Annotated in this window: 22 protein-coding genes; 7 read left to right on the forward strand and 15 right to left on the reverse strand. The window is 67.3% G+C overall.

The features are described from left to right. Positions 1-14: 14 nt before the first annotated feature. The 5 genes from FBQ73_RS04275 to rpmH form a co-directional block, all read right to left on the reverse strand. Complete coding sequence (locus tag FBQ73_RS04275) at positions 15-587, reverse strand: cytochrome b (protein ID WP_138398282.1); 573 nt, start codon at positions 585-587, stop codon at positions 15-17. Further along, complete coding sequence (locus FBQ73_RS04280; RefSeq protein WP_138398283.1) at positions 584-1,147, reverse strand: YceI family protein; 564 nt, start codon at positions 1,145-1,147, stop codon at positions 584-586. The genes FBQ73_RS04275 and FBQ73_RS04280 overlap by 4 nt, the downstream gene beginning before the upstream one ends. A 166-nt stretch (positions 1,148-1,313) precedes the next feature. After that, positions 1,314-3,152: a membrane protein insertase YidC gene (gene yidC, locus FBQ73_RS04285; protein ID WP_138398284.1), complete on the reverse strand. Its 1,839-nt coding sequence runs from the start codon at positions 3,150-3,152 to the stop codon at positions 1,314-1,316. Then, positions 3,149-3,724, reverse strand: a complete 576-nt coding sequence (gene rnpA, locus FBQ73_RS04290; RefSeq protein WP_138398285.1) for a ribonuclease P protein component — start codon at positions 3,722-3,724, stop codon at positions 3,149-3,151. The genes yidC and rnpA overlap by 4 nt, the downstream gene beginning before the upstream one ends. Before the next feature lie 28 nt (positions 3,725-3,752). Next, positions 3,753-3,887 carry a 50S ribosomal protein L34 gene (rpmH, locus tag FBQ73_RS04295; RefSeq protein WP_012113946.1) on the reverse strand — a complete coding sequence of 45 codons (135 nt, stop codon included), beginning with the start codon at positions 3,885-3,887 and terminating at the stop codon, positions 3,753-3,755. 533 nt (positions 3,888-4,420) lie between these two features. On the opposite strand from rpmH, the gene FBQ73_RS04300 reads away from it, so the two are divergent. From FBQ73_RS04300 to FBQ73_RS04315, 4 genes are all read left to right on the forward strand, one after another. Further along, positions 4,421-6,220: a glucan ABC transporter ATP-binding protein/ permease gene (locus FBQ73_RS04300; RefSeq protein ID WP_138398286.1), complete on the forward strand. Its 1,800-nt coding sequence runs from the start codon at positions 4,421-4,423 to the stop codon at positions 6,218-6,220. Between the two features lie 237 nt (positions 6,221-6,457). After that, positions 6,458-7,879: a D-alanyl-D-alanine carboxypeptidase family protein gene (locus FBQ73_RS04305; RefSeq protein WP_246089558.1), complete on the forward strand. Its 1,422-nt coding sequence runs from the start codon at positions 6,458-6,460 to the stop codon at positions 7,877-7,879. A gap of 200 nt (positions 7,880-8,079) precedes the next feature. Continuing rightward, entirely contained in the window at positions 8,080-9,252 is a 1,173-nt protein-coding gene (locus FBQ73_RS04310) for a CobW family GTP-binding protein (RefSeq protein ID WP_246089559.1), read from the forward strand. Positions 9,253-9,263: 11 nt separating this feature from the next. Continuing rightward, complete coding sequence (locus tag FBQ73_RS04315) at positions 9,264-9,821, forward strand: DUF924 family protein (protein ID WP_210236662.1); 558 nt, start codon at positions 9,264-9,266, stop codon at positions 9,819-9,821. 104 nt (positions 9,822-9,925) lie between these two features. Here the strand turns inward: FBQ73_RS04315 and FBQ73_RS04320 are convergent, their stop codons facing one another. The 6 genes from FBQ73_RS04320 to rpmI form a co-directional block, all read right to left on the reverse strand. Beyond that, positions 9,926-11,149, reverse strand: a complete 1,224-nt coding sequence (locus tag FBQ73_RS04320) for a TIGR03862 family flavoprotein (protein ID WP_138398289.1) — start codon at positions 11,147-11,149, stop codon at positions 9,926-9,928. A 140-nt stretch (positions 11,150-11,289) separates the two neighbouring features. Next, positions 11,290-12,789, reverse strand: a complete 1,500-nt coding sequence (locus FBQ73_RS04325; protein ID WP_138398290.1) for a phosphomannomutase/phosphoglucomutase — start codon at positions 12,787-12,789, stop codon at positions 11,290-11,292. Between the two features lie 260 nt (positions 12,790-13,049). After that, on the reverse strand, positions 13,050-15,464 hold the full coding sequence (gene pheT, locus FBQ73_RS04330) for a phenylalanine--tRNA ligase subunit beta (protein WP_138398291.1): 2,415 nt from the start codon (positions 15,462-15,464) through the stop codon (positions 13,050-13,052). A gap of 12 nt (positions 15,465-15,476) precedes the next feature. After that, positions 15,477-16,586, reverse strand: a complete 1,110-nt coding sequence (pheS, locus tag FBQ73_RS04335; RefSeq protein ID WP_138398292.1) for a phenylalanine--tRNA ligase subunit alpha — start codon at positions 16,584-16,586, stop codon at positions 15,477-15,479. Between the two features lie 172 nt (positions 16,587-16,758). Beyond that, entirely contained in the window at positions 16,759-17,121 is a 363-nt protein-coding gene (gene rplT, locus FBQ73_RS04340; protein ID WP_138398293.1) for a 50S ribosomal protein L20, read from the reverse strand. Positions 17,122-17,151: 30 nt separating this feature from the next. After that, positions 17,152-17,352 (reverse strand): 50S ribosomal protein L35, encoded by a 201-nt coding sequence (gene rpmI, locus FBQ73_RS04345; RefSeq protein WP_041575364.1) that lies wholly within the window; start codon positions 17,350-17,352, stop codon positions 17,152-17,154. 375 nt (positions 17,353-17,727) lie between these two features. Here rpmI and FBQ73_RS04350 point away from each other — a divergent pair, with 375 nt between their 5' ends. Then, positions 17,728-18,423: a BA14K family protein gene (locus tag FBQ73_RS04350; protein WP_170218742.1), complete on the forward strand. Its 696-nt coding sequence runs from the start codon at positions 17,728-17,730 to the stop codon at positions 18,421-18,423. Positions 18,424-18,495: 72 nt separating this feature from the next. Here FBQ73_RS04350 and FBQ73_RS04355 read toward each other — a convergent pair whose 3' ends face one another. The 4 genes from FBQ73_RS04355 to infC form a co-directional block, all read right to left on the reverse strand. Continuing rightward, a complete protein-coding gene (locus FBQ73_RS04355) occupies positions 18,496-19,482 on the reverse strand; it encodes a glycosyltransferase family 25 protein (RefSeq protein WP_138398295.1) in 987 nt (328 codons plus the stop codon). A gap of 185 nt (positions 19,483-19,667) precedes the next feature. Next, positions 19,668-20,819, reverse strand: coding sequence for a radical SAM protein (locus FBQ73_RS04360; RefSeq protein ID WP_246089560.1), 1,152 nt, complete (start codon positions 20,817-20,819; stop codon positions 19,668-19,670). Beyond that, complete coding sequence (locus tag FBQ73_RS23065; protein ID WP_138398297.1) at positions 20,731-21,639, reverse strand: glycosyltransferase family 25 protein; 909 nt, start codon at positions 21,637-21,639, stop codon at positions 20,731-20,733. The genes FBQ73_RS04360 and FBQ73_RS23065 overlap by 89 nt, the downstream gene beginning before the upstream one ends. A 364-nt stretch (positions 21,640-22,003) precedes the next feature. After that, a complete protein-coding gene (gene infC / locus FBQ73_RS04370; protein WP_012113959.1) occupies positions 22,004-22,528 on the reverse strand; it encodes a translation initiation factor IF-3 in 525 nt (174 codons plus the stop codon). Positions 22,529-22,834: 306 nt separating this feature from the next. Here infC and FBQ73_RS04375 point away from each other — a divergent pair, with 306 nt between their 5' ends. Together FBQ73_RS04375 and FBQ73_RS04380 are read left to right on the forward strand one after the other, a co-directional pair. Next, the gene (locus FBQ73_RS04375) at positions 22,835-23,698 is read left to right on the forward strand and encodes a DUF3108 domain-containing protein (protein WP_138398298.1); all 864 of its coding nucleotides are present in this window, start codon (positions 22,835-22,837) and stop codon (positions 23,696-23,698) included. A gap of 246 nt (positions 23,699-23,944) precedes the next feature. After that, entirely contained in the window at positions 23,945-25,348 is a 1,404-nt protein-coding gene (locus FBQ73_RS04380) for a glutamine synthetase family protein (RefSeq protein WP_138398299.1), read from the forward strand. Positions 25,349-25,351 lie beyond the last annotated feature (3 nt).

The following is a 25,351-nucleotide window of genomic DNA, read 5'->3' on the forward strand; positions in this document are numbered from 1 at the left end:
AACGGTGAGGGGCCTCAAGGAGCCATGCGGCGCAGGGTATCGTCGCGATTGACCAGCGCGTGCCTTGCCGCCCCCGCCACGTGCAGCGCGACGAGGCCGATGAGGGCGAAGGCGAGGATCTCGTGGGCGGTGCTGAGCAGCGCGTAGGCGCGGGCATCCGGCGCGATGAGATCGGGCAGCGCCACCGGCCCCAGCACCGGCAGCGGCACCAACAACGGCAGGTGCAGGGGCGATGCGGAGGTGGCGAGCCATCCGGTCACCGGCATGGCGAGCATGAGGACGTAGAGCCCGCCATGGGCTGCGCGGGCGGCACGTCCCTGCCATCCCGCCAGCGCGGCTGGGGCTTGTGTGGCGCCGCGAGCGACGAGCCGGGGCAGCCACAGGGCCAGCACCAGCAGGCCGATCCATTTGTGCCACTGGTAGAGCGTGAAGCTGGTGGCGAGATCGAACGCCCCACCCAGCGTGCCCTGCGTCATCACGAAGCCGAGGGCGAGCAGCGTGAGCACCAGGCCAGCCATGGTCCAGTGCAGCAGCCGCACCGGCCCGCTCCAGCGCGCCGGCCGGGTCGCCTCCGGAGCCTTCCTCACTGGGCGAGCGCCAGGGTGGAAACGGTGATGGTCACCGTGTCCGACACCAAGGGCAGGCCGCCGGTCATGCCGAAATCGGAGCGCCTGATTTCCCCTTGGGCCACCAGCCGGAAGGCGGTGCCCTCGGGCGTCACGGTCACGCGGAAGGTCTCGGGGCGGGTGACGCCGAGCAGCGAGAGGTTGCCGGCCAGTTCCACCGTGCGGTCGTTCATCTGGCGCACCGTGGTGGAGTGGAAGGCGATGCCCGGGTGATGGGCGGTGTCGAGGAAGCCGGCGCCCCGGACATAATCGTCGAGCAGCGGCGCGTGGGTGTCGATGGAGGCGGCCGCCACGTCAAAGGCCACCTGGCTCTTCGCCGGGGCTGCCGCATCAATGGCGACGCTGGCGTTGAAGCGATGGAACTCGCCCCTCGTCACCGGATAGCCCTTGGCGCCGATGGCGAAGTCGATATGGGTCTGGCCGGTTTCGACGCGATAGGCTGCGGCTGCGGCCGGGCTCAGCGGGGCGAGGGCAAGAGCGACAAGGCTTGCCGCGCACAGGACGACGGAATTGCGGAGCATGGGAAAAGACTCCCGGGCGAAGGGGTGTGTCGCTCGGTACGCCGGGATATCGCGGGCGGATGGCGCAAAAGAAAAGGGACGCCATCACACGAGGGTGAGCGTCCCTTTCGTCAACCTGCGGCGGTGGTCACGGGCGGGTATCGCCCGTGCCGGTCCGTTGTGGGCCTCAGCTTTTGGCCGGCTGCTTCTTTTTGAAGGCCGACTTGATGTTGTCCCACAATTCGATCTTCACGCCGTGGCGCTTCATGATCATGGCCTGCTGGCTGACCGAGAGCGTGTTGTTCCACGCCCAGTAGATCACCAGGCCGGCGGCGAAATGGGCCAGCATGAAGGTGAAGATGATGGGCATCCAGTTGAAGATCATCTGCTGGGTGGGGTCCGGCGGGGCCGGGTTCAGCTTCATCTGCACCCACATGGTGACGCCCATGATGATGGGCCAGGCGCCCAGCATGAGGTAGGAGCCGACCACCGGGACCGAGGACGGGTCCCACGGAATGAGCCCGAACAGGTTGAAGATGGTGGTGGGGTCGGGCGCAGAGAGGTCGCGGATCCAGCCGAAGAACGGCGCGTGCCGCATCTCGATGGTCACGAACAGCACCTTGTACAGAGCGAAGAAGACCGGGATCTGGATCAGGATGGGCAGGCAGCCCGCCACCGGATTGATCTTCTCCTTCTTGTACAGCTCCATCAGCGCCTGCTGCTGCTTCACCTTGTCCTCGGTGTAGCGCTCGCGGATGGCGGTCACTTCCGGCTGCACTGCCTTCATCTTCGCCATGGAGGCGTAGGATTTGTTGGCCAGGGGGAAGAACAGGCCCTTCAACGCCACCGTGATGATCAGGATGGCGACGCCGAAATTGCCCACCAGGCGATACAGCCAGTCGATGGCGAGGAACAGCGGCTTGGTGATGAAGTAGAACCAGCCCCAGTCGATGAGCAGGTCGAAGCGGTCGATGCCGTAGCGCGTCTTGTAGCCGTCCACCACCTGCACCACCTTGGCGCCGGCGAACAGCTGGCCCTTGGCGGCGATGGTGCCGCCCGGCTCCACCGTGAGGGGAGCGGCCAGATAGTCGGCCTGGAAGGTCTGGGTGCCCGCGAAGGTGGAGGTGGAGAACTTGGCGTCCACCTTCACGCTCTGGTCGGGGATGACGGTGGCCGCCCAGTATTTGTCGGTGATGCCCAGCCAGCCGCCGGTGGCGGCGAAGGTGTGGGGCTTCTCCTTGTCCATCTTGGCGTAGGTGATTTCCTGCAGGCCGCTGTCGCCCAGCACTCCGATGAGGCCTTCGTGCAGGATGTAGAAGCCCTCGACCTTGGGCAGGCCATGGCGGGAGACGAGGGCGTAGGGATAGAGCGTGACCGCCGCGCCGGTCTTGTTCTCCACCTCGTCCTTCACCGCGAACATGTAATGGTCGTCGATGGTGTAGGTGCGGTGGAAGATCAGGCCCGCGCCGTTGTCCCAGCTGAGGGTCAGCGGGGTCTTCTCGGTCAGGGTGCCGCTGGCGGTCCACACCGTGTCGGGCCCCGGCACCTTGACTCCGGTGCCGGCAGCCGCGGTCCAGCCGAATTCCGCATAGAAGGGATGGGGCGCGCCGGAGGGGGACAGGAGCACGATGTTCGGGCTCTTGGGGTCCACCGTCTCGTGATATTCGGTGAGCAGCAGGTCGTCCACGCGGCCGCCCTTGAGCGCGATGGAGCCCTTCAGGCGCTGCGTCTCGATGGCGACACGGGGGGTCAGGGCGAGGGCTTCCTCGCGGGTCAGCGGTCGCGCCGGGACAGAGCTTCCCGCCTGCGGCACGCCAGCCGAGCCGGGGGCAGCCCCGGGGGTCGTGCCAGCGGTTGCGCCGGGGGTGGCGTTCGGCGCCTGCTGCTGCACCTCCTGGGCGATGCGCTGCTGCTCGGCGGCCTGACGCTGGCGCTCGGCCTGTGGAATGCCGAAGAAGAACTGCCAGCCGATGAGGATCGCCAGCGACAAGCCGATGGCGATGAACATGTTACGGTTGTCACTCATGCCGGAAGGCCTCCGTCGGCGGGCGTCGGCTTAATGTCGTCGGATGGGGGGGTAGGCGCGCCGGCCGCGGCGCCGGCCCCTCCGGTGGACGCGGGGTGCTCCGGCCGGCCGTCCGTTTCGCGGGCGTCGTGGGGAGCATTGGGCTTGGGTGCGTCGGGCTGTGCACCGGTCTTGAGGGCACTTGCCTTGGAAGCGCTTGTCTTCGAAGCGCTCGTCTTGGAAGGGCTTTTCCTGGCCCCCGGGACCTTGGGCGTGTTGACCTTGCGCACGCTGCGCTCGATCTCCTGCACCAGGGTCTCGAAGGGGGTACGCAGCGCAGCTTCGCGCGCCACCAGCACATAATCGAAACCGGCCCGGCCGGCGTCCGGCAGCACGCGGCGCACCGCCTCGCGCAGACGGCGGCGGATGCGATTTCGCACCACCGAGTTGCCGGTCTTCTTGGTGACCGTGAAGCCCACGCGCATCGTTCCGGCATCGCCGCGATCACGGCCCTGCATCAGGAACGAGGTCGCCCCGGCCCGTTCGGCCTTGGCGGCTGCGAGGAAGTCACGGCGTTTGCGGAGATGATCCAAGCTGGGCAGCTCCGCGAATGTCCACCCCTCAGGCGGACAGGCGCTGGCGGCCGTGGTTACGGCGTGCGGCAATGATCTTGCGGCCGTTGCGGGTCGCCATGCGCGCACGGAAGCCGTGGCGGCGCTTGCGCACGAGCTTGCTGGGTTGATAGGTGCGCTTCACGGTCAAATCTCCGGGTATCTTGCGTGGCTTGAGGCATCGGACCCCCGCAGCAGAGCTGCGCCGGCGCTTGTCGCCGGACCCCTTTCGCGCGGCACGAAACCAGATTCAATACCAGGTTCGATGCGAGCAATGAGGACTGGGCTCCGGCCGCCGCAGCCGCCTGAGTTCGGGGTCGGCTTATAGGGGCGGGAAGCCCGCGCGTCAATCGGCAGCGTGCGGGGGGCGGTATCTCGTCTGAAAAGAATCACCGGTGAACACCGCTCTCCATCCCCGCACCGGCCAACTCCCTCTCCCGTTTGCGGGGGAGGGCTGGGGAGGGGGCTCGGCGCCGGGGGCATGACACCGGCGGCGGGTGTTGGCGGAGCGGGTCTGCCCCCACCCTGCCCTCCCCCGCACGCGGGAGCGGGTTCAAGAGCGCGCCCGGTCGCAGCGGGCGTTGAAAGCGAGAAGCCCCCCCGCTTTGATCCACCCCCTTGCGCCCGCGCCCGCGCTTCGCTCTTGTGACGACAGACCGGCACGGGAAGCCCGCGACCATGAGCCTTTTTCGCGTTTATGCCCGCACCATCGGCCTTCTGGGGCCCGAAGCCCGGCTCGGCGCGGTGCTGGTGATCTCCAACCTGTTGCTGGCCATCGCCCAGTTCGCCGAGCCCATCCTGTTCGGCCGCATCGTGGATACGCTGGCCGCCACCAAGGCCGACAGCCGCCTGTCCAACTTTGGCGACCTCACCCCCCTGCTCGCCGCCTGGGTGGGGTTCGGGCTGTTCAACATCGGCGCCGGGGTGCTGATCTCGCTGCATGCGGACCGGCTCTCCCACCGCCGCCGCCTCGGCATCCTGACGCAATATTTCGAGCACGTGCTCCAATTGCCCCTCAGCTTTCATGGCGAGACCCATTCCGGTCGCCTGCTGAAGGTGATGCTGGAGGGCGTGGATTCTCTATGGGGCTTGTGGCTCTCCTTCTTCCGGCAGGATTGCGCGGCCATCATCTCGCTGGTGGTGCTGGTGCCGGTGGGCATCTGGATCAACTGGCGGCTGGGCCTGGTGCTGATCGTGCTGATGGCGGTGTTCGGCATCGTCACCGGCTATGTCATCCGCCGCACCGAGGCCATGCAGCGGGAGGTGGAGGAATATAATTCCGACCTCGCCGAGCGGACCTCCGACGCCCTGGGCAACGTGGCGGTGATCCAGAGCTACACCCGCACCGAGGCCGAGGTCACCGGCCTCAAGGACACGGTGAAGCAGGTGCTGGCGGTGCAGATCCCGGTGCTGTCCTGGTGGGCCATGGTGTCCATGGCCACCAAGGCGGCGACCACGCTGACCATCCTCGCCATCCTGCTCATCGGTACCTGGCTCTATCTGCACGACATGGCCGCCATCGGCGATATCGTCACCTATGTGGCCTTCGCCAACATGCTCATCGGCCGGCTCGACCATACGGTGAGCTTCTTCAACCAGCTCATCATGTCGGCCCCGCAGCTCGCCCAGTTCTTCGAGGTGCTGGACACGGTGGGCTCGGTGCGCGACCGACCGGGGGCGAAGCCCCTGCCGCAGGTGGTGGGCGACGTGGTGTTCGACGATGTCTCCTTCTCCTACGACGGCAAGCGCACGGCGGTGGAGGATGTGAGCTTCCACGCGGCGCCGGGCCAGACCTTCGCGTTCGTGGGAACCACGGGGGCGGGCAAGTCCACCGCGCTGGCGCTGCTGCACCGGGTGTTCGACCCCCAGTCGGGTTCGATCCGCGTCGACGGCGTGGACATCCGCGACGTGACGCTCTCCTCCCTGCGCCATGCCATCGGCGTGGTGTTCCAGGAGCCGCTGCTCTTCAACCGCTCCATCGAGGACAATCTGCGGGTCGGCAAGCCCGACGCCACCGAGGCGGAGATGCGCGAGGCGCTGTCCCGCGCCCAGGCGCTGGAGCTGGTGGAGCGCAATCCCCTCGGCCTCAAGGCGGTGGTGGGCGAGCGCGGGCGGGCCCTGTCCGGCGGCGAGCGCCAGCGCCTGTCCATCGCCCGCGCCCTGCTGAAGAACCCGCCTATCCTCATCCTCGACGAGGCCACCAGCGCGCTGGACGCCGCGACGGAAGTGAAGGTGCAGGCCGCTTTGGACGAGGTGATGAAGGACCGCACCACTTTGGTCATCGCCCATCGCCTCGCCACGGTGCGTAATGCCGACCGTATCCTGGTATTCGAGCGGGGCTGCGTGGTGGAGGCCGGCACCTTCGACGAGTTGGTGCAGCTTGGCGGCCGGTTCGCTGCCCTCGCCAGCGCCCAGTTCATGACCGGCGGGCCAGATGCAGCCCATCCGGTCGTGGCGCACCCCATCGTGGAAACGTAACGCGACGGAAAGGTTTTCTGGAGCCCAATTCCGGCATTACCCGGAGTGGGGCAAGAATGTGGCAAACAGAACCGTGCCCATGGCGCCATTGCTTGCCTTGCGCCGCCCTATTGCGGCTTTCGCGGCGGGGCGAAAGCGGGTAATGAAGGAACTATAGGGTGATGAGCTATTCTGGCTGACACGGGAGCTGATCGGTTGGCGCGCACGAAATCCAGTCCCGGCGCCCGGGCGACTTCCATGGGCGATGCCTGCCGTGGACTTTGTCTCGGTCTTGCCGCTGCGGTGCTCGGCCTCGCGCTCGCACAGCCCGCGCAGGCCAATCCGGTTCTCCTGGTGGAGGCCGATACCGGCCGCGTTTTGGACCAGAAAGAAGCCGGCCGGCCCTGGCATCCCGCTTCCGTCACCAAGCTGATGACCGTCTATGTGGCGCTCAACGCGGTGAAGAACGGGCGCCTCACCCTGGATACGCCCCTCACCGTCTCGGCCGCCGCTGCCTCCCAGCAGCCGTCCAAGATGGGCTTCAAGCCGGGCACGGTGGTCACCCTCGACAACGCCATGAAGATGGTGCTGGTGAAGTCCGCCAACGACATGGCCTGGGTGGTGGGCGAAGGCGTCGCCGGCTCCATGCCCGCCTTCGTGGCGGAGATGAACACCACCGCCGCCCATCTCGGCATGAGCGGCACCCATTTCGAGAATCCCAACGGCCTGCCGGACCCGGACCAGATCACCACCGCCCGTGACCTCGCCATCCTGGCGCGGGCCATCATCTATCATTTCCCCGAGCACGAGGCCCTGTTCCGCATCCCCGCCATCAAGATCGGCAAGGCGGTGCTGCGCAACTACAACCGCCTGATCGACCGCTATCCCGGCGCGGACGGCATGAAGACCGGCTTCGTCTGCGGCTCCGGCTACAATCTGGTGGCCACCGCCACCCGCGGCAACAAGCGGCTCATCGCGGTGATCCTGGGCGCCCGCTCCGGCACCGCCCGCACCGAGCAGGCGGCGCTGCTGTTCGAAAAGGGCTTCCAGTCGTCCTGGGGGGTGTTCGGGTCGGCGCAGCCGCTTCTGTCCAATATTTCCAATACCGGCGGCCCGGCCTACGACATGAAGCCCGAGGTGTGCGGCGGCAAGCGCGCCGTGACCGCCTCCGAGGCCGACGACGAATCCGAAGGCAGCAGCGGCGGCTTCGCCTTTGCCGCGCCGGTGCTGCCCAAGTCCGGCGCCGAGCTGCTCCAGACCCTGCCGCCTTCCATGCCGCCGGTGGTGGTCTATGTGGGCACCCGCGGCGCGCCGCAGGATCTCGCTTCGGCCTATCCCGAGGAGGAAAAGCCGAAGAAGAAGCCGGGCGCCAAGGACACCAAGCAGGCCAAGACCTCCGCCGGCAGCGAGAGCGCCTCCGCCGAAAGCGGTGACGGCGCCAAGCCGGCCGCCAAGCCGAAGCCCAAGACCGCCGCCAAGCCCGCGACTGCGACCGCCAGCACCTCCGGCGACAAGCCTGCGAGCGACAAGCCTGCGAGCGGCACGGCGCAGAAGAAGCAGGTGCAGCCCCAGGCGCCGATCACCGCCGGCTCGGTGCCCGCACCGAAGCCCAAGCCCAAGCCGAAGCCCGCCGAAACCCCGGCCGAGAGCACCGCCCCCGCGCCCAAGCCCGCCACCTGAGGCGCGCGCCTCGGTGGACGGCGGTGTTCAAACCGTCTCCAGCCGAAAGAAAGCCGCATCCAGCCCGTGCCCCAGGCGCACCGGCCGGGTATGCATCCGCGACGCTCCGCGCGTGACGAAGATCCATCGCCCTTGACCCGGCGCGCGGGGTGATGGAGGCAGGGGGAAGAGACGTCCCTTTGTCCTGTGGAGACACCGCCATGCCGGGCAACGTGCCCGCCCCAGAGGCGCCCGCCCAAAACGCGCCGGCCGACACCGCGCCCGCGCCCCGTCGCGGACCGCCGGAGCCCATTCCGGTCACCGTGCTGACCGGCTTCCTCGGTGCCGGCAAGACCACCCTGCTCAACGCGCTCCTCGCTGATCCGGGGTTGGCCGACACCGCCGTGCTCATCAATGAGTTCGGCGAGGTGGGGCTCGACCATCTGTTCGTGCGGCCGGTGGAGGAGGGTATCGTCATGCTCGCCTCGGGCTGCCTGTGTTGCACCGTGCGGGGCGATCTGGTGGCGGCGCTGGAGGACCTGCTGCGCGGCCGCGACAACGATCGCCTGCCGCCGTTCGCCCGCGTCATCATCGAGACCACGGGCCTTGCCGATCCGGCGCCGGTGATCCACACCCTGATGACCCACCCCTATCTCGGCCTGCGCTACCGGCTCGACGGCCTCGTCTGCGTGGTGGATGCGGTGAATGCCGATGCCACCCTGGATGCCCATGAGGAGGCGGTGAAGCAGGCGGCCATGGCCGACCGCATCGTCCTCACCAAGACCGACCTCGTGGCGGACGCGGACCGCCCGCAACTTGAGGCGCTGAAGGCACGGCTAAAAAGCCTCGCCCCCGGCGCCCGGCTGCTGGACGCGGCGGCGGGGGAAGCGGATGCCGCATCCATTCTCGGTGCCGGGCTCTATGTTGCCGCCGGCAAGGCGCCGGACGTGGCCCGTTGGCTCGCGGCGGAGGATGTGGCGGCGGCGGAGCCGGATGGGGCGGGCCTCGATCCCAACCGCCACGATGCCCGCATTCGCGCCTTCACTTTGGCCACCGACGCCGCCATTCCGGCCTCCACCCTCGACCTGTTCCTGGAGCTGCTGCGTGCCACCCATGGCGGCAACGTGTTGCGCATGAAGGGCATCGTGAAGGTGGCGGAGGAGCCGGACGCGCCCATCGTCATCCACGCCGTGCAACATGTGATGCACCCGCCCGCGCGCCTGCCCGCCTGGCCGGACGACGACCATCGCACCCGGCTGGTGATGATCGTGCGCGACCTCGACCCCAAGGTCATCGCCCGCCTGTTCAACGCCTTCCTCGGCGTGCCGCAGGTGGATACGCCGGACCGCGCCGCGCTCACCGACAATCCACTCGCGCCGCCGGGGCTGCGGTGATGCTCAAGGACATGACACCTGGGAAAACGGTGCCTGCGGATGTGCTCGCCTTCTGGCTGGCGGCGGGCCGGGATAAATGGTTCGGCGGCGGCGCGGCCTTCGACGACGAGGTGCGCGAAGCCTTGCTGCCGGCCCATGAGGCCGCCCTAGCAGGCACGCTGGACGATTGGCGGGAGACGCCGGAAGGCGCGCTGGCCTGGATCATTCTGATGGATCAGGTGCCGCGCAACGTGTTCCGCGCCACCCCTCGCGCCTTCGCCACCGACCCCCGCGCGCTGGCCGCTGCCGAGCAAGCGGTGGCGCGGGGCTTCGACGGGGCGCCCGGCATCGCGGCGGCCCTGCGCAGCTTCTTCTACCTGCCCTTCATGCACGCAGAAGACGGGGCGGCGCAGGCGCGCTGCGTGGACCTCTACCGCGCGCTGGGGCAGGAGGAGGGCGTGCGCTACGCTTTGGTCCACAAGGAGATCATCGACCGCTTCGGCCGCTTCCCCCACCGCAACCCCATCCTCGGCCGCCCCATGTCGGCGGAGGAGCAGGCCTATCTGGATGGCGGCGGCTTCAGCGGGTGAGGGCAGGTTGGGGCCACTGAGGCCACCGGTTTCGACGGCGTGTGCCCTTCCCCCTCCCCAACCCTCCCCCGCACGCGGGAGAGGGAGCGCGACGGCGCCTCTCTTCAGAAATTCAGCCGGGCCTTGATGCCCGCCGCCGCCGCGCGGCCGGTGGAGAAGCAGGCCTGCAGCAAATAGCCGCCCGTGGGGGCTTCCCAATCCAGCATCTCGCCGGCGGCGAACACCGGGGGCAGGTGGGGCGGCAGGCCGGCGAGGGCGTAGTCGTCGCCCACATGGCTCCAGGCGATGCCGCCGGCGGTGGAGATGGCGCGCTCCAGCCCGGCATGGCCGGTCACTTCCAGCGGCAGCGCCTTGATGAGGCGCGCGAGGGCCTGCGCATCCGGCCGCACCGGGCCGGTGACTTCGCGCACCAGGTTCGCCGCCACCGGGGCAAGGCCGCCATTCTTGCCGAGAACGGTGGAGAAGGAGGCCTTCTGCGGCGCGGTGGCGAGCCGGGCGGCGAGGGCCTTTTCGTCCACGTCCGGCCGCAGGTCGAGATGGAGGGTGATGGAGCGGTGGCCCAGCGCCCGCCGCAGGTCGGTGGAGAGGGCATAGATGGCGCCGCCCTCCAGCCCCGTGGCCGTCACCACCGCTTCGCCGCGCACCAGGGTCTTGCCGAAGCGCAGGGCGATGCGCTTCAGCGGCGTGCCGGCGAAGCGGGTGCGGAATCTCTCCGACCAGGAGATGGTGACGCCCATGTTGGAGGGGGCCAGCGCGTTCACCGAAACGCCCAAGGCCCGCAGCCCCTCCACCCATCCGCCATCCGAGCCGAGGCGCGGCCAGGAGGCGCCGCCCAGCGCCAGCAGCACGGCATTGGCCATCACTTCGGCCCGACCCTGCGGGGTGTCGAACTGCACGGCGCCCGCCGGGCTCCAGCCCCGGAAGGCGTGGCGCAGGTGGAAGGTGACGCCCTGCTGCGCGAGCCGCGCCAGCCAGGCGCGCAGCAAGGGCGAGGCCTTGAAGCTCAGGGGAAACACCCGCCCGCTGGAGCCGACGAAGGTCTCCTCGCCGAGCCCCAAGGCCCAGTCGCGCAGGGTTTCCGGGGGAAACGCCTCCAGCGCCGGGGCGAGGCGGCCCTCGGCCGCGCCGTAGCGGTTCAGGAAGCGCGGCAGCGGTTCCGAATGGGTGAGGTTGAGCCCGCCGCGCCCGGCCATGAGGAACTTGCGGGCGACGGACGGCATGCGGTCATAGACGCCGACGCGCGCCCCGGCGGCGGAGAGCATTTCCGCGGCGGCGAGGCCCGCCGGGCCGGCACCGACGATGGCGATGAAGGGCGCGTCGAGGGTCAATCTGTTGCCTTATGCCAGGGGCCGCCCGGAGTGGGCCGGGCCCTGAAACGAGAAACCCTCCGCCGGACGACGGCGGAGGGTCGAAGACTTGCAACGCTAAAGCATCCGCGCGCCGAAAAAGAGGCGGCGGGCCGCCCCGCTCAGATGGTCTGGTTGTACGCGCCCACTTCCGGGAAGGTGCGCAGCACGCCGTCGATTTCCTTGAACATCTCGCGCATGCGGGCGTCGGAAACCGGGCTCTCCACCACCACCACCAGCTCGGGCTTGTTGGAGGAGGCGCGCACCAGGCCCCAGGAGCCGTCCTCGCAGGTGACGCGCACGCCGTTCACCGTCACGAGGTCGCGGATCTTCTGGCCGGTGACGAGGGCGCCTTCGCTGGCGAGCTTCTCGTAATGCTCCACCACCTTGGCGACGATGCCGTACTTGGCCTCGTCGGTGCAGTGGGGCGACATGGTGGGCGAGGACCAGGTCTTGGGCAGGGCCTCGCGCAGGTCGGAGAGCTTCTTGCCGGGGTTGCGGTCCAGCATGTCGAGCACGGCGATGGCGGAGACGAGGCCGTCGTCATAGCCGCGGCCGATGGGCTTGTTGAAGAAATAATGGCCGCTCTTCTCGAAGCCGACGAGGGCGCCGGTCTCGTTCACCCGGCGCTTCATGTAGGAGTGGCCGGTCTTCCAGTAGTCCGCCTTCACGCCAAGCTTGATCAGCTCGGGGTCGGTGGCGAACAGGCCGGTGGACTTCACATCCACCACGAAGGTGGGGTTGGGGTAGATCTTGGCGAGGTCGCGGGCGAGCAGCACGCCCACCTTGTCGGCGAAGATTTCCTCGCCGGTGTTGTCCACCACGCCGCAGCGGTCGCCGTCGCCGTCGAATCCCAGCGCCACGTCCGCCTTGTGCTCCAGCACCGCGTCCCGCATGGCATGGAGCATCTCCATGTCCTCGGGGTTCGGGTTGTACTTGGGGAAGGTGTGGTCCAGCTCGGTGTCGAGCGGGATGACCTCGACGCCCAGCGCCTCAAGGATCTTCGGGGCGAACGCGCCGGCGGTGCCGTTGCCGCAGGCCACCACCGCCTTGATGGGGTTCTTCAGCTTGGGACGGTCGGTGAGGTCCTTGATGTAGACGTCCGGGAAATTCTCCACGAACACGTAGGAGCCGCCGCCCTTGAGGTCGAACTTGGCGTTAAGGACGATCTCCTTGAGCTTCGTCATCTCGTCGGGGCCGAAGGTGAGGGGGCGGTTGACGCCCATCTTCACGCCGGTCCAGCCGTTGTCGTTGTGGGAGGCGGTCACCATGGCCACCGCCGGCACGTCCAGGGCGAACTGGGCGAAATAGGCCATGGGCGACATGGCGAGGCCGATGTCGTGGACCTTGATGCCCGCCGCCATGAGGCCGGACACCAGCGCCAGCTTGATGGAGGACGAATAGCTGCGGAAATCGTGACCCGTCACGATCTCCGGCTTCACGCCCATCTCGTGCATCAGGGTGCCGAGGCCCATGCCCAGCGCCTGCACGCCCATCAGGTTGATTTCCTTCTGGAACAACCAGCGTGCGTCATACTCCCGGAAGCCGGTCGGCTTCACCATGGGCTCGGACTCGTACGCATAGGTGTTGGGGGTCAAGACCGGCTTGGGTGTGGGGAACATGCAGAGAGCTCCTGCGGGCCTGAATTTCGCAGCTGCGAGATAGCACGGTTTCGTGACCGAACGAACGCCGGAAGCTTGAGAATAGCTCCCGAGACGGCAAAAAGTAGCATATAAACGGTATTATAATAACTAATCCGGTCTTACGGCAGACCGCGGCGCGCTTTTCGGGGCAGGCCCGGAGGCCCTTTTCCGCCCTTTCGCAAATTGCATTCGCGGCGGTGCAGCATAAGCGCCGCCGCGAAATGGGATCGGGGCGCGGGTCAGGCCCGCAGGGTGGCGCCGGTCTTCTTGGTAACGTCCGCGACGATGCGGCCTGCCACCTCCTCGATCTCCTTGTCGGTCAAGGTGCGCTCGCGCGGCTGGAGGGTGACCTCCACCGCCACCGACTTCTTGTCGGGGTCGATGCCCTTGCCCTCATAGACATCGAACAGGTTCACGGCGGTGACCAGCTTCCTGTCGGCGCCCTGGGCGGCTTTCAATATGTCCGCCGCCGCCACCTCGCGGCCCACCACGAAGGCGAAGTCGCGCTTCACCGCCTGGAAGGCGGAGAGATCGAGATTGGGCTTCACCCGCGTCGCCTTGGCCTTGGGCTCGGGGATCTTGTCGAGGATGATCTCGAACGCCACCAGCGGGCCGCTCACGTCCAGCGCTTCCAGCACGGCGGGATGGATCTCGCCGAAATGGGCCATGGCGTTGGAGCCGAGGCGAAGCGTGCCCGAGCGGCCGGGATGGTACCAGCCCGGCGCATCGGTGGTGACCTGGAGGTTCGCCACCGGCGCCCCGCAGGCTGCGAGCGCCGCATAGGCATCCGCCTTGGCGTCGAACACGTCCACCGCTCCGGCGGTACCGGACCAGTGGCGACCGGCGCCCGAGGGCTTGGCCGTGCCGCGCCGCAGGCCCGTGGCCGCCTGGCGCTGGCCGGTGGGGGTGTCGTCCAGGAAGATCTGGCCCACCTCGAACAGCGCCACGTCGGCAAAGCCGCGCGCCGCATTGGTGCCGGCCGACTTGATGAGGCCGGGCAGCAGGCTCGGCCGCATGTCCGACAGCTCGGCGGCGATGGGGTTGGACAGGGCCAGCTCGGCCGCGCCGCCGCCGAACGTCCTGGCGGCCTCCTGCGAGACGAAGGACCAGGTAACGGCCTCAACCATGCCGCGCGCGGCCAGCGCCCGGCGGGCCTTGCGGCTGCGCAGCTGGAGCGGGGTGAGCACCGCCTTGCGGGCATCGTCCCCACGCGGCAGCTCGGTGGCCGGCACGCGATCAAGGCCGAGGATGCGCACCACCTCTTCCACCAGATCCGCCTTGCCCTCGATGTCGCCACGCCAGGAGGGCGGCACCACATCCAGCACCGGCGCCGCGCCGGAAACGGCGAAGCCCAGCGCCTCCAGCACGGTGCGGATCTCCTGCTCGGAGGCTTCCAGCCCGGCGAGGCGCTTCACCTCGGAGAGGGGGAAGGCGATGGTGCGGGTGGTGTCCGGAATGGCGCCGGCCAGCACCACCTCGGAGGCCTCGCCGCCGCAGATCTCCTGAATGAGATGGGTGGCCAGCTCCAGCCCCGGCACGGTGAAGTCCGGATCCACGCCGCGCTCGAAGCGGAAGCGGGCATCGGAATTGATACCGAGCTTGCGCCCGGTCTGGGCGATGGTGATGGCGTCCCACAGGGCGGATTCGATCACCACGTCGGTGGTGCTCTCGTCGCAGCCGGAGGCCTCGCCGCCCATGATGCCGGCAAGGCTTTCCACGCCGTTCTCGTCGGCGATGACGCACATGGTCTCATCCAGCGCGTAGGTCTTGCCGTCCAGCGCCAGCAGGGTCTCGCTCGGCCGGCCCCGGCGCACCACCAGATTGCCCTTCACCTTGTTAAGGTCGAAGACGTGGAGCGGCCGGTTGCGGTCGAACGTCATGAAATTGGTGACATCCACCAGCGCGTTGATGGGGCGCAGCCCGATGGCGCGCAGGCGGTCCTGCATCCATTGGGGGGAGGGGCCGTTCTTCACCCCCTTCACCACCCGAAGGGCGAAGGCGGGGCAGAGCGAGCCGGTCTCGCCGAATTCCAGCGTCACGCCCAGCGGCGCGGGGAAGGTGCCGTCCACCGGCTTCACCTTCGGCGCCATCAGCTCGCCGAGGCCGGCGGCGGCGAGATCGCGCGCCACGCCGGCGACGCCGAGGCAGTCGGCTCGGTTGGGGGTCACGGCGATTTCCACCACCGGGTCGTTGAGGCCCAGCACCTCGGCGAAGGGCGCGCCGGGGGTGGCGTCCTCCGGCAGCTCCAGGATGCCGTCATGCTCTTCCGACAGGCCCAGCTCGCGGGCCGAGCACAGCATGCCGCGGCTTTCCACGTCGCGGATCTTGCCGATCTTCAGCTCCAGCCCGGAGGTGGGAATGACCGTGCCCGGCGCCGCGAACACGGTCTTCAGCCCCGCCCGCGCATTGGGCGCGCCGCACACCACCTGGACGGGCTCGCCCTTCCCAATGGAGACGGTGCACACCTTCAGCTTGTCGGCGTTGGGATGCTTCTCGGCGGTCAGCACCTCGCCCACCACGAAGGGCGCGAGCTGCTTGGCCTTGTCCTCCACCCCCTCGACCTCGAGGCCGATGAGGGACAGGCGCTCGACGATCGCGTCGAAGGAGGCGGTGGGCTCAAGGTGGTCCTGGAGCCAGGAGAAGGTGAATTTCATGGGTCCTGCTCCTTACGCGCTCAGGCCGCCGGCGAGGGTCGGGAAATCCAGCGGGCGGAAGCCGTAGTGGGAGAGCCAGCGCACGTCGGCCTCGAAGAAGGCGCGCAGGTCGCTCATGCCGTATTTCAGCATGGCGATGCGGTCGATGCCCATGCCCCAGGCAAAGCCCTGGTATTCATCCGGGTCGAGCCCACAATTGCGCAGCACGTTGGGGTGCACCATGCCGCAGCCGAGGATCTCCAGCCAGTCCGAGCCCTCGCCGAAGCGGATCTCGCCGGGGCGGGAGCGGTCGCACTGGATGTCCACTTCCATGGAAGGCTCGGTGAAGGGGAAGAAGGACGGGCGGAAGCGCATCTTCACCCCCTCCACCTCGAAGAAGGACTTGCAGAATTCTTCCAGAATCCACTTCAGGTGGCCGAGATGGGCGCCCTTGTCGATCACCAGCCCCTCCACCTGGTGGAACATGGGGGTGTGGGTCTGATCTGAGTCGCAGCGATAGGTGCGGCCGGGGCAGATGACGCGGATGGGCGGCGTCTTGGTCTGCATGGTGCGCACCTGCACCGGGGAGGTGTGGGTGCGCAGCACCTTGCGCTGCCCGTCCGCGTCGGGAGGCAGGAAGAAGGTGTCGTGCATCTCCCGCGCCGGATGGCCGGGGGGGAAGTTCAACGCGGTGAAGTTGTGGAAGTCGTCCTCGATGTCCGGGCCTTCCGCCACCGAGAAGCCCATGTCGGCGAAGATGGCGGTCAGCTCCTCCATCACCTGGGCGATGGGGTGGACGCGCCCGGTCTCGGCGGCGGCCTCGCGGACGGGGAGGGTCACGTCCACCGTCTCGGTGGCGAGGCGCGCTTCCAGGGCCTTGGTCTTCAGCGCGGCGCGGCGATGGGTGATGAGGCCCTGCACCCGGTCGCGCAGGCCGTTGATGGCCGGGCCCATCACCTTGCGCTCGTCCGGGCTCATGGCGCCCAGCGACTTGAGCAGCTCCGAGACCGAGCCTTTCTTGCCGAGGGCGGCAATGCGCACCTCTTCGAGGCCGGCTTCATCCTCGGCGCGCATGATCGCGCTCGCGATGTCTTGCTCCAGGTCCGCGATGGCGCTCTGGTCGGTCACGTCGATGTCGGACATGTCGATACTCTTGAAGTTCTGGAAGTCCCGCGGGGGCGGGCGGGCGCGGCTCGCGGACGGTTGCGCCGCTTATAGACGGGGGCCGCCCAAACGCAAAAGCCCCGGACGGATGACCGCACGGGGCTTTTGAAGGTCTCGCAAAGACGGGGGTGGAAGCTCAGGCGAGCCCGGCTCAGGCCAGGGCGGCCTTGGCCTTTTCCACCAGGGCCTTGAACGCATCGGGCTCGTGGATGGCGATATCCGAAAGCACCTTGCGGTCGACTTCGATCCCGGCCTTGTCGAGACCGTTGATAAAGCGCGAGTAGGTCAGGTCGAGATCGAGCGCGCGCACACCGGCGTTGATGCGCTGGATCCAGAGCGCACGGAAGTTGCGCTTCTTAACCTTGCGATCGCGGTAGGCATACTGCATCGACCGTTCGACGGCCGACTTGGCAGCGCGGATGGTATTCTTGCGACGGCCGTAAAAGCCCTTGGCGGCTTCGAAGACCTTCTTGTGCTTGGCGTGGGAAGTAACGCCACGTTTGACGCGGGCCATGGAAAAACTCCTTCAGATCGCGGTGCGGCGTCAGCCGTTCGGCAGGAACGACTTGCGGATGATCCGTCCATCGCACTCGGCGAGGATGGTCGTGCCGCGCTGGTTGCGGATCTGGCTGTTGGTCCGCTTGATCATGCCATGGCGCTTGCCGGCCTGGCCCGCGATCACTTTTCCCGTACCCGTCAGGCGGAAGCGTTTCTTGGCTCCCGACTTGGTCTTCATCTTGGGCATTTGGCTCTCCGTGGCATGGGTTCGCCACGCCTTGCGGCGGGGAACGCTCAGCCTCTTGTTGCTGTTGAGCGATATGAGCCAGCGCGGCAGCCCTTGTTCGCCGGCCGGCTCGAAGGCGAAAGTCGTTACAGGAGGATGACGGGAAAGGCAAGCGCGCGGCAGGCCGGACGTGGCCAGCTGGCGCTGCGGTGCGATGGAGTTTGTGTGCCGCACCGTCACGCAGGCTTGAACGCGCGCCGCCGGAATTTGAGCAACGGCAACAACTTCGCCGCGTTGTCGCCGTAGGTTGTCAAGGGTCGGCGAAACAAACGACACAAACTCCGGTGAGTCTGTATCGCGTCAAGGGAGTGAGCAATCATGTTCGGAACGAAAAGAGTGGCATTGCTCGCGGCCGCCATGGTCGCGGGCAGCGTGCTCTCGTTTTCCCCAGGCCCCGCCAGCGCGCAGGCGTTGCGGCTCGGTCTCGTGAACGCAGACATGCAACGCGCCGCGGCCACGGCGGACGTCGTCGGTTACCGCGGCGGCGGCTATCGCGGCGGCGGCATGCGGGTGGGGGGTGGTCCCCGCTATGGCGGTGGGCCGCGCATGATGGCTCCGCGCTACGGTGGCGGTGCCCGTTACATGGCAGGGCCGCGCTATGGCGGCGCCCGCTATGTGGGACCGCGTGCCGTGGGGCCCCGTTATGTCGGGGGCTATCGTCCCGGCTTTCGTCCAGGTCCTGGGCCTGTGCGTCCGGGCTGGGGTCCAGGGCGTCCGGGGTGGGGTCCCGGCGGTGGTCCCGGTTGGGGCCATCCGGGCTGGCGGCCGCCGCCGGGGGCCTGGGGTCCGGGTGCGTGGCGTCCGGGCTGGGGCTGGTACCGGCCCGGCTGGGGCTGGGGCTATTACAACAACAATGGCGGGTGGATCGCCCTCGGCGTCGCCAGCGGCCTTGCCCTGGGTGCCGTGGCGGCCACGGCCGAGCCGGTCTACGGCGACGATGCGGTGGCCTACTGCATGCAGCGCTTCCGGTCCTACAACCCGGCGACCGGCACCTACACCGGCTATGACGGATACCAGCATCCCTGCCCGTGACCGGCAGTGGGCTGAGCGTAAAGGAGGCCCGGCCGATGCGCCGGGCTTTCTTTTTGGGAGCTTCGGGACCCGTCAGGAGCGGATCGAGGACCTCGCCCGACCCTGCGAATGCGGCTCCGGGCCCCATCGGACAGGATCGGGCCCGGTCGATCGTTTCGTCGCGATGTCCGTCGGCATGGCATGGCTGGCCGGTGTGCATGAAGGCAGCGTTTCAGCTTCGGCCAGAGCAGTAGCGGCGGCGGGAAGGACGGTCCCGATGAAGGGCACGTCCCGCCAGATTCGCCCGACGATGACGTATTGATGGAGAGTGTTGGCAGTCGCCCTGCTTCGGCGCCACCAGCGGTTTAACTCGCGTAAACATTTTTTCGAGAAAGAATACTTTGTCTTGATTCTGGAAACCGGCTTTGGGGGGACCCAACGGATTTTCCGGTCTGTATCGAGATCCGATGCGGCGAGGAGGGATTTTCGCGCGGGCGCGTATAGATCCGCCTGGAGGCAGAGCCCCGGGCGGATCTGGTATCTGATGCTCGGAAAATGCCCAGGGCTGTCCACGACGAAGAGGATATCGTCGATAGGTTCCCCGAACGTGGTGAGATCGCGTACGGCCCGTTCCGCGAACGCGCGAGTGATGATGTAGGCAGCGGTGCCACGCTGACGCGAATAGAGGCGGTGAACCTTGTGGGCTGGCAACCCACACCGCTGGCCGAACCCGAGAAGGGTGCGCTCCAAGGTGGTTTCCAGCCGCACGATGTCCGCGTCGCGGGGCAGGCCGCGCGGGTTGTCGAGCAGGAGCTTTGCGCCTGGCGCGATCAGCACGTCGTCCTCAAGGACGAGACAGTGACTGTCACCACTGTCGAGAAGCCTCAGCCACGCCTTGCGGTGGCTGAGCGCGCACGCGATCTCGACGGGGGTGACCAAGTCCGTGCCCGGCCCCACGTCCTCTTGTCGCCCGTCGACAGCCTCGATGCGCTCAAATGCCAGGCCCAAGGCATCGAGCTGGCTGCGCATGAACGCAAGCCGATCGGGTCGGCGGGCAAGATTGATGAGCAGAATCTGCATGCGTGAGTCATCGAATGCAATGTCAGATTGTGCAACTTATAGCGGACTTTCCTGGCGGCGCTACACCCGGATGATGCAGGCGCGCGGTTCGTTCTTTTGTCACAACGCCGGATGCCGGAATGGGTTCGCCAGAAAGCGCGGGCTCAACGCGCACGCTCGAGGCTTGGAGGGTCCGGTTGCCGGACTCAGGGCAGGGGCCGTTCGGTGAAGCGGGCGACGGCCTGCATGCCGGCCATGATCTTCCAGGTCAGGTCGCCTGCAATCCCGAGATCGGGCCGCATGGGAGCGGCATCGGCCTGATGGTCAAGCATCTTCTGCCGGCCATCGAGCGTGCTGCTCTCGCGCTTCACGCTGTGGCTGATGCCGCAGAACTGGTTGCAGGAGCGCATCAGCTTGCGGATGTTGTCGGAGCCGAGCCAGAACCGCTTCAGGTCGCCGCTGCGCTGCAGCGTCTTGCCCGGGAACTGGCCCGAGAAGCACAGCCGCGCCACGCCGTAATGATTGACCATGATGTTGCGGTCGTAGGAGTTGCAGATGTGCTCCTGCGTCGCGGTCTTGGAATGCCAGCCGCGGCCGAGGTCCGACGCGCCCGTGAGCGAGCGGAAATACATGCCCACCTGGGCCACCCACAGCGGGTTGTAGCCGAGGCCGTATTTGGCGTCGCAGTGGTTCAGGATGGCCACGATCTCGTCGGGGTCCACCTGTGTCTGGGCGGCGAAGAAGGGGTCCTGCTCGCCGGCCTGGCCGAAGCTGGGCTGGAGGAAGTTCAGCTTCAGCTTGTCGGCGCCGATGTCGTTCAGGACGAGATCGTAGAAGGCATCGATGGAGCGATAATTGTCGCCGAAGATGAGCCCCATCACATAGATGCGAGTCTTGTCCTGGGCGTTCAGACGCTTGCGGGCGGCCACGAGAAGCCGCAGGGCTCGGACCGCCTTGTCGAACGCGCCGGGCACGCCCCGGGTCTCGTCATGCTGCGCCGGAAAGGGACTGTTGAGCGAGATGGAAATCTCGTGCGGCCCTTCAAGGATCATGCGCTCGGCCAGCTTGTCCTCGCGGATGCGCGTGCCGTTGACCACAGAGAGGGCGTTAAGGCCATTGCTGCGGCATGCCTTCGCCAGCGTGAAGTAATCTTCCAGATCGAGCATGGGCTCGCCGCCGCAGATCACCACGTTGCCCTTGGGATTGATCTGCGAAAACTCCGCGATCAGCTGGGAGCGGCCGGCGACAGAGAGGTAGTTTGCCCGGTCGTCATCCGTCCGTTGCCAGAAGTCGCAATGCTTGCACTTCAGGTTGCAGCGCTTGTTCACTTCCAGAAACAGAAAGCGTGGCGGCAGCAACCGGGAGGATCCCGCCGGCGAAGGGGACGTCGCGCCAGGCGCGCCGGACAATGAACCGCGCATAGAGAAACTCCACCTTCGCCTTGCTTCGGCGCCACCAGCGGGCGACCTCGCGCAGACATTTCTTGAGGAACGACCGCTGCACCTTGATGCGGGGGCCCGGCTCGTGCCGGGGAAAGCGGACCCGGCGGTCCATCTCCAGGTCGGACCTTGAAACGGCTGCGCTCTGCGCCGGCTCGTAAAGCTCGGCCTGGAGGCACACGCCGGGGCGCACCTGGTAGGAGACATTGGGGTAGTAGTTCGGGCTTTTAACCTCGAACAGAACCTCGTCCACCGGCTCCACGAACACGGTGAGATCGCGCAGCGCGCGCTCCGCGAACGCGCGGGTGATGATGTAGGCCGCGCAGCCGTGGTGCCTTGAAAACAGGGGATGCACCTTGAAGCCCGGCGGACCGCACCGCCGCCCCGATCCCAGGAGCGAGAGCTGCAATCGCGTCTCCAGCCGCAGGATTTCCGCGCCTTTGGGGAAACCGGGCGGGTCCTCGATGAACCACCTTGCCTGCGGCGAGATGAGCACGTCGTCCTCGAGGATGAGGCAGTGGCTCTCGTCGGTTTCGAGGAAGCGTGTCCAGGCCGCGCGATGGCTGAGGGCACAGGCGCGTTCGACTGGGGAGATGAGGTCGGTGCCCGGCCCCACGTTCACGGCCTTCCCGTCGATGGCGTCGATGCGCTCAAAGGCGATTTCCAGCGCATCCAGCTGGTTGCGCACGAAAGCGAGTCGATCGGGGCGACGGGCAAGATTGATGAGCAGAACCAGCATTCAGGGCTTAACTGCGAATTGGATTAATCCGTGTCTAGCAAACTGCCCCGGCGTCGCAATACCATTTCAGGTGGCAGGACGATGGCGGCGGTATCAATGTGCGTGCATCGATCATTCTGTCTGGGCCGTGTGCGAAAGATGTCGCACGGCCCGTGCCGCTCCGGCAGCTGAAACGCGTGATTTCCGATCCCTTCGGAGCCGCCCCGGATGGGCCAAAAAAAGAGCCCGTTCGGATCAGATCGCGGTGCAATCTGATCCGAACGGGCTCTTGGGTGCTTGAGCGGTCCTTGCGGGAGATGTCCGCGTCAGGCCCGGCCTGACTGACTTTCCCCATTCTCGTGCGGGGCTCCCCCGTGCGAGAGGCTCACCTGGGCGAGAGGATCATGATCATCTGCCGGCCTTCCAGCATAGGCTCGGCCTCCACCTTGGCGATGGCGGCGACATCCTCCTTCAGCTTCTGAAGCAGCTTGAAGCCGATGTCCTGGTGCGCCATCTCGCGGCCGCGGAAGCGCAGGGTGACCTTCACCTTGTCGCCTTCCTCGAAGAAGCGCTCCATGGAGCGCATCTTGACCTCGTAATCGTGGGTGTCGATGCCGGGGCGGAGCTTGATTTCCTTGACCTCCACCACCTTCTGCTTCTTGCGGGCCTCGCTCGCCTTCTTCTGGTTCTGGTATTTGAACCGGCCGTAGTCGAGGATTTTGCAGACGGGGGGCGCGGAATTCGGCGAGATCTCGACGAGGTCGAGGCCGGCTTCCTGCGCAAGGGTGAGAGCATCGCGAATGGCCACCACGCCGCGGTTTTGCCCATCCTGGTCGATCAGCTGGACTTCGCGGATGCGGATTTCCTCGTTGACGCGCGGACCATCCTTCTCCGGCGCGACGGGTCTCATGGGGCGACGAATGGCTTTTCACTCCTCAGACATTGACGAAATACCCGAGGCGAATGGGCCACGGCGCCGGCTCCTGCCGTCGTCCATGTGACCCGCGTCTCAGGGTAGGCTGGAAAGATCGTGACAAACGGTCGTAAAGTCAATGACCCATGAGGATTCGCGGGGCGTTCTCGCGGCATTGGGGCGCGGTTTTCCCGATGGGGGGCGAGCCACAGTTCAGCCGCCTTCCCTGCGCATCTGTAACAATGCCGCCGATTTGCGGGCCTTTCCCGTGAACAACCGGCCTTTCCGGCCACGGACGCACCGATGAGCAACGCCCGTTCCGCCTTTCTGTCCGCGCACGCTTTCGCGACGGCTGGAGCCATTTTGGCCGGCGCCCTGCTGGCGCGGCCCGGCCCGGCCCGCGCCGATGGGCGCCTCGAAGCCAAATACACGCTGACGGTGGGCAGCGTGGAACTCGGGCGTGGCTCCATCGTGGTGGAGGCGGGGGATACCGCCTACGAAATCACCGGCGCCGCCCGGGTCACCGGTGTGCTGCGCGCGGTGTCCTCCGGCAAAGGCGTGGCGGCGTCGCGCGGGGCGCTGGCTGGCGGCAAGATGGCGCCCCGCGTCTATGCCATGAATGCCGAGGCCGACGGCAAGGCCGAGACCGCCCGCATCACCATCGCTGGCGGGGCGGTCAAGGACATGGACGTGGAACCGCCGCTGAAGCCGGTGCCCGACCGCGTGCCGGTGACGAGCGATGCGCTCCAGAACGTCATCGACCCCATGAGCGGGGCTTTCATCTACGTGCCCGGTACCGCCGACCTCCTCTCCGCCGCCGCCTGCGACCGTTCCATCCCGGTGTTCGACGGCCGGCAGCGCTATGATCTACAGCTTTCGTTCCTGCGGACGGAGAAGGTGAAGGCCGAGGGCTATGCCGGCTCCGCCGTGGTGTGCGGAGTGCGCTACAGCCCGGTCGCCGGCCATCGTCCGACCCGGTCTACCGTGAAATATATGCAGGAAAACAAGGATATGCAGGTCTGGCTGGTGCCCATCGCCGGCACCCGCCTGCTGGCGCCCTTCAAGGTGTCGGTGGCCACCATGATCGGCACGGCGGTGCTGGCGGCCTCCTCTTTCGAAACGCAGGTGAAGTCGGGAACCGTCCCGGTGAGCGCGCCTCGCCCCTGAGGCGCGCCGGCCTGAATCCGCCATGCGGCCTGTCGCACCCCCACAGGTCGTAGGGGGAGAAGCAGGAACAGCGGGAACCATGCGATTCGGTCGCGATTCGTTCGGGGCCTGTTCCCGGCCCGGCGGGATGGCGCGAAAGTGCCCCATTCCGGCACAGACGGCCCGGCATTGACAGCGCCGCGTTGACACCCGCCATGGCACAGGTGTTCCCTCATCGGGCGTGAGCGGTTCACGCGCGAGGACATCATGGCGAAACGCAGCAAGGGCGCGCAAAAGACTCCGGTGACGGCGCCGCGGGGTGTCAGCTCTCTCGCCGAGGCCAAGGCCTGGATGGCCGGCCGGGGCATCACCGAAATTGAGTGCACCGTCCCAGATCTCGCGGGCGTCGCGCGCGGCAAGATCATGCCCGCCTCGAAATTCTTCTCCTCCCCGGTGATGAACCTGCCCCTGTCGGTCTTCTTCCAGACCATTTCGGGCGAGTATCCGGACTATGAGGGGCTGGTGGATTCCGTGGTCGCCGACAGCGACCTGGTGATGGAGCCGGACCTTGCCACCCTGTGCTCGGTGCCGTGGGCGCAGGACCCCACCGCCCAGGTGATCCACGACGCCTATCATCGCGACGGCCGCCCGGTGGAGCTGGCGCCCCGCCAGGTGCTGCGCCACGTCATCTCGCTCTACGAGAAGAAGGGCTGGAAGCCGGTGGTGGCGCCGGAGATCGAATTCTATCTGGTGGAGCCCAACACCGATCCCGACTATCCGCTGAAGCCGCCGGTGGGCCGCTCGGGCCGCCCGGAGATCGGCCGGCAGTCTTATTCGATCCAGGCAGTGAACGAGTTCGACGCCCTGTTCGAGGACATCTACGATTATTCCGAAGCCCAGGGGCTCGAGATCGATACGCTGATCCATGAGGACGGCGCCGCGCAGATGGAAATCAACCTGCGCCACGGCGATCCGCTGACGCTGGCCGACCAGGTGTTCCTGTTCAAGCGCACCATCCGAGAGGCGGCGCTGGCCCACAAGATCTACGCCACCTTCATGGCCAAGCCCATCGCCAACGAGCCGGGCAGCGCCATGCACATCCACCAGTCGGTCATCTCGGCGCAGACCGGCAAGAACATCTTCTCGGACGACGACGGCGACCCGACCCCGGAATTCTTCTCCTTCATCGCCGGGCACCAGAAATACCTGCCGTCCGTCATGTGCATCATGGCGCCCTATGTGAATTCCTACCGGCGGCTGACGCGCGATTCCATGGCACCCATCAACCTGCAATGGGGCTACGACAACCGCACCGCGGGCCTGCGCGTGCCCCCCTCCACCCCCGAGGCGCGGCGGCTGGAGAACAGGGTGCCGTCCTCCGACGCCAATCCTTATCTCGTCATCGCCGCCTCGCTGGCGTGCGGCTATCTCGGCCTCACCGAGAACCTGCGCGCCACTGATCCGCTTGAGGGTGATGCCAAGAACCTCGACTTCGACCTGCCGCGCGGCCTCTTGGAGGCGGTGGCGGCCTTCTCGGACAGCGAGCCCCTCGCCGAGGTGCTCGGCCATCGCTTCGTGGCCGCCTATGCGGCGGTGAAGCAGGCGGAGTTCGAGACCTTCATGCGGGTGATCTCGCCGTGGGAGCGGGAATATCTGCTGCTGAACGTCTGACGG

Source organism: Xanthobacter autotrophicus (genome assembly GCF_005871085.1).
GTDB classification, from domain to species: domain Bacteria; phylum Pseudomonadota; class Alphaproteobacteria; order Rhizobiales; family Xanthobacteraceae; genus Xanthobacter; species Xanthobacter autotrophicus.

Bases quoted from the DNA above. Each gene is read 5' to 3' on its own strand.
- FBQ73_RS04315 (WP_210236662.1), top strand. From the start codon at position 9,264: ATGACACCTGGGAAAACGGTGCCTGCGGATGTGCTCGCCTTCTGGCTG.
- FBQ73_RS04305 (WP_246089558.1), top strand. From the start codon at position 6,458: ATGGGCGATGCCTGCCGTGGACTTTGTCTCGGTCTTGCCGCTGCGGTG.
- FBQ73_RS04375 (WP_138398298.1), top strand. From the start codon at position 22,835: ATGAGCAACGCCCGTTCCGCCTTTCTGTCCGCGCACGCTTTCGCGACG.
- pheS (WP_138398292.1), bottom strand. From the start codon at position 16,586: ATGTCCGACATCGACGTGACCGACCAGAGCGCCATCGCGGACCTGGAG.
- yidC (WP_138398284.1), bottom strand. From the start codon at position 3,152: ATGAGTGACAACCGTAACATGTTCATCGCCATCGGCTTGTCGCTGGCG.
- FBQ73_RS04325 (WP_138398290.1), bottom strand. From the start codon at position 12,789: ATGTTCCCCACACCCAAGCCGGTCTTGACCCCCAACACCTATGCGTAC.
- FBQ73_RS23065 (WP_138398297.1), bottom strand. From the start codon at position 21,639: ATGCTGGTTCTGCTCATCAATCTTGCCCGTCGCCCCGATCGACTCGCT.
- infC (WP_012113959.1), bottom strand. From the start codon at position 22,528: ATGAGACCCGTCGCGCCGGAGAAGGATGGTCCGCGCGTCAACGAGGAA.
- rpmI (WP_041575364.1), bottom strand. From the start codon at position 17,352: ATGCCCAAGATGAAGACCAAGTCGGGAGCCAAGAAACGCTTCCGCCTG.
- FBQ73_RS04310 (WP_246089559.1), top strand. From the start codon at position 8,080: ATGCCGGGCAACGTGCCCGCCCCAGAGGCGCCCGCCCAAAACGCGCCG.
- FBQ73_RS04355 (WP_138398295.1), bottom strand. From the start codon at position 19,482: ATGCAGATTCTGCTCATCAATCTTGCCCGCCGACCCGATCGGCTTGCG.
- FBQ73_RS04380 (WP_138398299.1), top strand. From the start codon at position 23,945: ATGGCGAAACGCAGCAAGGGCGCGCAAAAGACTCCGGTGACGGCGCCG.
- FBQ73_RS04280 (WP_138398283.1), bottom strand. From the start codon at position 1,147: ATGCTCCGCAATTCCGTCGTCCTGTGCGCGGCAAGCCTTGTCGCTCTT.
- FBQ73_RS04300 (WP_138398286.1), top strand. From the start codon at position 4,421: ATGAGCCTTTTTCGCGTTTATGCCCGCACCATCGGCCTTCTGGGGCCC.
- rplT (WP_138398293.1), bottom strand. From the start codon at position 17,121: ATGGCCCGCGTCAAACGTGGCGTTACTTCCCACGCCAAGCACAAGAAG.
- pheT (WP_138398291.1), bottom strand. From the start codon at position 15,464: ATGAAATTCACCTTCTCCTGGCTCCAGGACCACCTTGAGCCCACCGCC.